The sequence below is a fragment of the Nitrosospira multiformis genome, from assembly GCF_003050865.1.
GTDB classification, from domain to species: Bacteria; Pseudomonadota; Gammaproteobacteria; order Burkholderiales; family Nitrosomonadaceae; genus Nitrosospira; species Nitrosospira multiformis_E.
This window is the reverse complement of the sequence record NZ_QAOK01000009.1, coordinates 97529-105448: the sequence shown is the minus strand read 5'-3', so window position 1 is coordinate 105448 and position 7920 is coordinate 97529. Positions and strand designations below refer to the sequence as shown.

Sequence of the window (7920 nt, the reverse complement as noted above, 5' to 3'; positions counted from 1 at the left end):
CTGGCGGCGGGACTACAACGAGAGTCGGCCTCACTCGACTCTCAATGACCTGTCGCCGGCTGAATTTGTACGCCGGGCGGGGCTTCCAAGTCCCGTCCCAGCTTAACCAACGCCGAAAACTAACTCTCGGAATGGTCCTGGAAACCCAAGCGGATCAATCCGGGGAGGTACCCCTGGAAAAGCTGTCCTTGATATCGGGGATGGGACTGTAGGTGAGTTTGAAAAAAGCCTCTTCAGGATTTCCGGTTCGATTAATGATGAGCGGTTGATCATCAAAGCTGAAGGACTCGCACCGCTCCATCACCCCCTCACAGATGGGCGCAAGAAAATGCCATACCTCCGGCCAACACTCCGAAACGGGTTGTCCCAATCCATCCGGATGTTTGGCAGCCATCAGATTGCGATAACTATCGTTATAGATCTGTATCAGTTTCGGTCCCCACAGTAACAGGACAGCCGAAGGCATCAGCAACATCATGCTGACTGTGAATTGAAGAGCAGGCGACCATGCCGATATAGGTCCAAGACCCGAATCGATCCAATCATAGGCAAAAATAAGTTCACCCATTTCGCTCCCTCGAAGCCACTCGGGCAGTTCCGCTGAGTTTGTGGTTTCCCGCTCGTTCATCCCTTCCTCTTTCTGACACAATATTGATATTACGCATTGCAGAGAATACTGTTCAAAGCCTAGCATAACTCATGCTCCGGAACCTGAACGAAGCTCTCCAAATTTCCGACTCCGACTGACTTCAATATGCTCTGGAGACCTCCGCTCTAATGCGGATGCCCGCTAAAATGCTCCAATTCTCGCCCCAGACACAAGGAACACATTTCCCCTCCTTGCTGCCGCACAACCACGACATCAACAAGGCAGAGTCTCCCTCAAGTCCTGTTTGAATCACCCATGACGGCCGGCTGCCAGAGGCAGTCTCGAGTTTGCAGAGACCCAATAAGTAAAACCTCCTCTATATATGAATGTCAAAACTCTTGAACAGAACAGTTTACACGTGTGTCTGCTGCCGGTGATTACCGCTTGCTGTAAAGCCCCTGGCTTGGACAAACCTCATAAAGGGGAATGAAACAGATAATGGATAATAATGATGAAAACCTGCCGCACTCAGTTGCCTTGCATACAAACGCCGTACTGCAGGCCGGCCAACGGGTCGAGCATGAGCTCCAGCAGGTTAAAAGGGCCCTTGAGGACAAGACGAAGCAGCTTGATGAATCGCTATCTATCCTGCGAGCAACCATAGAATCCACTGCCGATGGAATTCTGGTTACCGATGAGTATGGCCATATGCTTCGCTACAACGAACGGTATCTGCAGATGTGGCAGATTCAACTCCCTGATCTCGTTGAAGTGCGTCAGCACAGGCAACTGCAGAAGCTCAGCTGCAGGTACTTGGCGGACCCGAAGCAATACTTTGAAAGAATAGAAGAAATATACGCAACCTGGCCTGCGGAAACCTATGATTTGCTGGAACTGACCGATGGCAGGATGTTTGAACGGTTTTCCAAGATTCAGTATTTGGAGGGTTTATGCGTAGGCCGTGTATGGAGCTTTAGAGATATCACGGCGCGCAAGCATGCCGAAGAAGCGCTGCAGGAAAGTACCGAGCGTTTGCGCTTCATGGCTGAGGCTATGCCGCAGAAAATATTTACTGCGCGAGCGGATGGGGCGGTGGATTATTTCAATCAGCAATGGAAGGATTATACCGGTCTTGCCCCTGAGAAAATGCAGGGCTGGGAATGGACCAAGCTCATCCATGCTGACGACGTGGCGGAGGGCGTGCAGCGCTGGCAACACTCGCTCAACACCGGCGAGCCCCTCCACATGGAATGCCGTTTCCGCCAGGCAAATGGCGCTTATCGCTGGCACCTGCTTCAGGCACAGGCTCGGCGCGATGCAAAAGGGTATATATCCATGTGGGTCGGTTCAAACACGGATATCGATACGCTTAAGCGCGCGAACGACGAAAAGAAACAGCTTCTTGAAAACGAACGGATTGCACGAAGCGAAGCTGAGCGCGCGAACCGCATCAAGGATGATTTCCTTGCAACTCTGTCCCACGAACTCAGAACACCGCTTAATGCCATCCTCGGGTGGTCGCAGCTCATCTTGCAGGGAACAATGAAAAAGGAAGACATTCAGCGTGGTCTGGAGGCCATCGAGCGAAACGCGCGGGCACAGAACAAGCTTATCGAAGATCTTCTCGAAATGAGTAGCATCATCTCTGGCAAGATTCGATTGGATGTACAGGAACTGGACCTAGGTGCAATAATCGAAGCAGCAGTCGAATCCGTTGCACCCGCAGCCGAAGCTAAAGGAATATGTATCCGAGAAACGATCGATGCCACTGCAGGACGAGTTCTAGGTGACAACCATCGTCTTCAGCAGATAATCTGGAACCTTCTTTCCAATGCTGTCAAATTTACGCCTAAAGGCGGCACTATAGAGGTTACCGTACAACCTGCCGCGTCGCAGCTTGAGATTACCGTAAAAGATTCCGGAGTGGGTATCAAAACCGAATTCCTTGCTTACGTTTTTGATCGTTTTCGGCAGGCTGACTCTTCCATCACGCGAAATCATGGAGGTCTGGGCTTGGGACTGGCCATCGTGAAGCAGCTTGTGGAACTGCATGGCGGAACAGTTCGCGCAGAGAGCGAGGGAGAAGGTCACGGAGCCTCATTTATCGTCACGTTGCCGCTTGCCCCGGTCGAGGACGACAAAGAGAAACAACAGCTGCCTGCCGCCACACTTTCCCCCAAGAGGGATGGCAGTTCCCTCCTCTCCGGCATGAGGATTCTCGTCATTGACGACGATCGGGACGCGCGTGAGCTCATCCATAAGGTGCTCGCGCAGCACCAGGCTGAGATCATCACCGCAGCAAACGCCATGGAAGGACTGTTGATACTGAAGAGCCAGATGCCGGATGTGATGATCAGCGATATCGGCATGCCGGGAAAAGACGGCTACCAGTTTATTCGCGAAGTGAGAAAGCTTCCCGCAATCCAAGGAGGGGAGACACCGGCGATTGCACTGAGCGCGTTTGCGCATTCGGAAGATCGTGCCCGTGCAAGGATGGCGGGTTATCAAGTGCACCTCTCCAAACCTGTGGAATCAAAAGAACTGATCGCTTCCATCGGAAGTCTGATGGCGCGAGCAAAACAGCGAGTAGCTAGCGGGGAGGGTAAATAAATACTTAGTCATGCGAGTTGACGCGGAAGGGATATGGCTCTGGGTCTAATATCCCAGACCAACTCCGATTATATCGGCGTGGCGACTTCTACAGTATTTTCACGTTTGCCCGCTTGACGTGGTACAGTACATGTTATGCAACTGAATCTGCCTGCATTGCAAGAACAGTCTGCAACAGCTTCCTCTTTGCTCAGTAGCATTGCACCCCATTTCATTTCGCTTGAACCGTTACACCCGTTCTGTTCAATCTCCCGCCGCCGTACCTCGAAGCCGGGGCCTGTAGCTTCTTTAGCGATTCCCGATCGTAGTGCGATCAGCATCTCTAGGAAAGGATAGCCGATGTTAAAAAAAGATAATGAAGACGCTTTGCTGCGCTCGGTTGCTTTGCAAACTGCTCAGACAATTCTGAGAGCTCGTCTCCAGGCCGAGCGAGTTCTTGAACAAGCAAAATTAGATTTGCAAGATAAAACTAGACAATTGGATCATTCGCTCACCATTCTTCGTGCTACAAGTACCATCGAAAAGGAGAGGTTGGAGTTCAGGAAAATGCCTGTACACCTATACCAGGAAGCATACAAGCGGAAAGCCGCATGTCGGACGTGCGTTGTCGCTGAAAAAACTCCTCTAAAAATATTCACTGCGCGGGTAGATGGCACCAAGGATTACTTTAACGAGAGCTGGTTCGAATATGCGGGGGTTGGCCTGGGGAAGTTGGTAGGCTGGGCATGGGTTGATCTTATTCACACCGAGGACAGAGAAGAGAATTTAAAACGGTGGAAGCAATCCCTACGAACCGGCGAGCCATTCTCGGTAGAAAGTCGGCTCAGACACGTAACGGGCAGCTATCGCTGGCACTCATCCTACGTCGTACCGATTCGTGATGCTGTCGGCAGGATCTGGATGTGGACAGGATATTGTATGGACATCCACGAAACAAAGATGAAAACCGAAGAACTGGAGCGCTCTCTTGCAAAAGAGCGGGAAACGCGTAAAGACGCGGAGCGAGTCAATCACTCCAAAGATGAGTTTTTCGCAATGCTGTCACATGAATTGAGGAACCCGCTCAATGCCATTCTCGGGTGGTCCCAGCTTATTTTACAGGGAACAATGAATAGCGAGAGTGTTCGTAAAGGAATTGAGACCATCGAGCGAAACGCTAGGATCCAAAACAAGCTTATCGAGGATCTTTTCGAAATGAGCAGGATCAATGCCGGAAAGGTTACCTTGGAACTGCTGAGAATTGATCTTTCAAGTCTTACAGAAGTCGTTGTAGACTCGGCGGCGCCAGTGGCGGAGGCAAAAAAAGTTCGGCTACGAAAAATAATCGATTCTGAGGTAGGAGTTGTCCTGGCCGACCAAAACCGATTTCAGCAAGTCCTGTGGAATTTATTGTCTAATGCCATAAAATTTACCCCGGAGGAAGGGGAAGTAGAAATCCATGTTCAGAGGGTGGGTTCTCGCGCTGAAGTAAAGGTAAAGGATTCGGGAATCGGCATCAAACGAGAGTTTCTGCCCCACGTTTTTGATCGCTTCCGGCAGGCTGATTCTCCTGCCAGTCGGCAACAGATCGGGCTCGGTCTGGGACTTGCCATTGTGAAGGAACTGGTCTTGCTTCACAGAGGCACCGTGATTGCCGAAAGCGACGGAGAAGGTAAAGGTTCAGTTTTTACTGTCAGCCTTCCTTTGATTCAGCATCGCGATACTGGGACTGGAATCGAGAATCAAACCGGTATTCTATTAGAGCGTGACGACACACCCCTCCCGCTCACTGGCCTCACACTTCTGGTCATCGACGATGAGAGAGATTCTCTTGAATTTGCGAAAAAGGCCCTTACAAAGCAAGGTGGCACAGTAATCATTGCGGGGGGCGCCGCAGAAGGCCTGGAAATTCTAAAAGCAAAGAGACCGGATGTGATAATTTGCGATATCAGCATGCCAGGCAAAAATGGATATCAGTTTATCCGGGAAGTAAGAAGCATGCCAAAAAATGCCGGCTCATCCACACCAGCAATTGCGCTTACCGGCTTTGCACGTCCCGAAGACCGGACAAAAGCGCTGATTGCAGGCTACCAGAAACATATCATCAAGCCCCTGGACACGCTCAAATTGATTGCAGCTGTCACAGCCCTCGTGCCAGGCCAATCCCTCTCATAACGCATCTCTCATGGAAGTGGAAGCTCAATAAGTTTTTTTGCTTCTATATAAGAAAGAATTCTCTCCTTTATCACCAAGGGGGACGTAATTCCGTTTACGCCGCTTGAACGGACTCTTCTCCCATTGACTCTTCTCCGCATTTCCTGACATTCCCAGGCGCTTTTCTGCCTAATCCCCTATCGTATATAGCTCAATCTCCAGGTCTGCGGGGACTTGAAAAATACGCCAGAACCCCAAATAATAATAAGTGTATGGCATAACTTCAGGCTTCGCGCGCCAGCGTAAAGCCAGAAGGAGTCAGAAAAACTCAATTTAATGGATTTTTGAAAAACACAGCTATAACGGGACTTGAAATATATCATGTTGACAATACCGACCGAGCCGATCGGAAGCATCCCCCGCCCTCTCGAGCTCATCCGGACCATTGAGAGCAAGGATTGGCACCCGGGGATGGATTCCGCACTTGATCACCTATATGAAGCAGCAATAATAGAAACTATCAGAGGATTTGAAGCGACGGGTTCCCCTGTTATAACCGATGGCGAACAGCGTAAATATCACAACTTTTGGACGTATTGCGTCGATGGACTGGAAAATACGACGCCGGAAGGCTTTGTTATCCCCTTCTCCGCGGGACATAGTCGAAGGATGCCGATGTTGAAAAAAGGACCATTCCGGTATCGCATATATGCAGATTATTATCTCGAAACAGCTATGCGTTACACAAATCTACCTGTAAAACAGGCTGTTATTTCCCCTTCTGCATTAAGTTTAATGTACCCCGCCCAAGAAATTGAGGGATACTCCCGGGATCAGTTTATCGAGGATTTATTGAATGAACACGAAACCGAGGTGCGACGCTGCCTCCATAAAGGTGCGCACAAAGTCCAGATCGATTTTACTGAGGGGCGACTGGCACTGAAAATTGATCCCACAGGAAGACTTCTGGACAGTTTTATTGATCTTAATAATATGGCGCTATCCCGATTTAATTCAGATGAGCTTTCCAGAATAGGCGTGCACACATGTCCTGGAGGCGACCGCGATTCTACGCACAGTGCCGATATCGACTATTCTCAACTCTTGCCAAAGTTGTTTCAGTTGAAGGCAAAAAACTTTTATATAGCCTTTTCTGGTGAGAAAGACCGTCTACGTATCCTTAATATGATTCGGGCCCATCTAAAGCCGGATCAAAAAATTTTTATTGGAGTAACTTCCCCAATTAACCCGGAGGTGGAGAGGCCCGAACACATCTGTGACCTTATCGTGGAAGCAGCGGAGTTCATACCGGTTGAGCAGCTAGGAACAACTGACGATTGCGGTTTTTCACCTTTTTGTGATGATATCTCTACCACCAGGGAGACAGCATTTGCGAAAATTGCAGCAAGAGTGCAAGGTACGATACTTGCATCCAGCATACTCGGTGGAATTGCACAATCCTGCACGTCTTGAAATAGATTCTCGAAGAGCATGTATTAGGCTAGATCCTGCCATTAAATATGTTGATTTTGGCACCGGGCTTAACCTCCTGGTGCCACCCTCTCTCATTAATCAAGCTTAATGGACGGAAGAGGCAAGTCTTGTATAGGACACTTATAGCAAGCCCGGACACAGCCGCATCCCCCTGTCTGAGACAGATCCATTATTTTCTTATAAGATGCGCCGCTGGATTCTGATCGGGATTTTTTTCTTTTCCTCCTGCATTGCTGTCATCTTGCTGGCAGCGCTTGGAGTGGGCGAACTCCTGTCCGGAGCAGTACCCACCGCGGTGAATACGCTCTCGATCGACCTGCCAGTCGAACCGGTGGAGATTCCCGTCTACACTGATGCCCACGAAGCAAGCTCAAACGTGCATGGATGGCTGGTGCACGGAGTACGCGGACGCGGCGTGGTACTGCTGGTTCATTCTCTCAGGAGCAATCGGGTGGAAATGCTGAGCCGCGCCCGGTTTTTGAACCGGCAGGGATATGGCGCTCTCCTCATCGATCTTCGGGCGCACGGTGAAACGCCGGGAGAACGCATCACCTTCGGCGTCCAGGAAGCTGAAGATGTGGAAGCGGCTATCGTCTGGCTGCGTAATACTTTTCCGGGCGAACGAATCGGCGCGATTGGCGTCTCGCTTGGTGCAGCCGCGATTGTACTCGCGAAAAATCCACCGCGGCTCGATGCCATGGTGCTTGAATCCCTCCATCCCACCATCGATGAAGCAGTGGACAACCGCCTCAGACTTCACCTTGGAAACTTCGGGCCGGTTTTCTCCCCCTTGCTGCTATGGCAGCTCTCCTTTCGTCTCGATGTAAATTCCGACGAGTTGAATCCGATCGACCGCATGGGTAATCTCAGTTCGCCTCTTCTGCTGATTTCAGGGACTGACGATCGACATACGACAGTAGCAGAAACCGAAAGGCTGTTTGCTGCTGCCCGTCAACCAAAAGAATTATGGATTGTTCCGGGTGGAGGACATTTCAATATGCACACCTACGCAGGCAGGGAATACGAAAATCGCATACTGGATTTTCTGGATCGGTACTTGCCCAGGCGAAACTGATGCTCTGATCTGACTGTTA

6 protein-coding genes are annotated in these 7920 nt (G+C 50.3%); 5 read left to right on the top strand and 1 reads right to left on the bottom strand.

What is annotated here, in order from left to right; all coding sequences use genetic code 11:
• Positions 1 to 106: integrase core domain-containing protein (locus tag C8R21_RS16655; RefSeq protein ID WP_146162448.1), on the top strand; the 106-nt coding region annotated here is incomplete at its 5' end.
• 48 nt (positions 107 to 154) lie between these two features.
• On the opposite strand, the gene C8R21_RS06770 is transcribed toward C8R21_RS16655, so the two are convergent.
• Entirely contained in the window at positions 155 to 628 is a 474-nt protein-coding gene (locus C8R21_RS06770; protein ID WP_181258871.1) for a hypothetical protein, read from the bottom strand.
• 447 nt (positions 629 to 1075) lie between these two features.
• Between C8R21_RS06770 and C8R21_RS06765 the strand changes: the two genes are divergently transcribed.
• The 4 genes from C8R21_RS06765 (at position 1076) to C8R21_RS06750 (ending at position 7901) form a co-directional block, all read left to right on the top strand.
• Positions 1076 to 3199 carry a PAS domain-containing hybrid sensor histidine kinase/response regulator gene (locus C8R21_RS06765; RefSeq protein ID WP_258192293.1) on the top strand — a complete coding sequence of 708 codons (2124 nt, stop codon included), beginning with the start codon at positions 1076 to 1078 and terminating at the stop codon, positions 3197 to 3199.
• Positions 3200 to 3538: 339 nt separating this feature from the next.
• Positions 3539 to 5353 (top strand): hybrid sensor histidine kinase/response regulator, encoded by a 1815-nt coding sequence (locus C8R21_RS06760; protein ID WP_107762020.1) that lies wholly within the window; start codon positions 3539 to 3541, stop codon positions 5351 to 5353.
• A 348-nt stretch (positions 5354 to 5701) separates the two neighbouring features.
• Positions 5702 to 6805, top strand: coding sequence for a 5-methyltetrahydropteroyltriglutamate--homocysteine methyltransferase (locus tag C8R21_RS06755; RefSeq protein ID WP_258192292.1), 1104 nt, complete (start codon positions 5702 to 5704; stop codon positions 6803 to 6805).
• Between the two features lie 205 nt (positions 6806 to 7010).
• Complete coding sequence (locus C8R21_RS06750) at positions 7011 to 7901, top strand: alpha/beta hydrolase (protein WP_107762019.1); 891 nt, start codon at positions 7011 to 7013, stop codon at positions 7899 to 7901.
• Positions 7902 to 7920 lie beyond the last annotated feature (19 nt).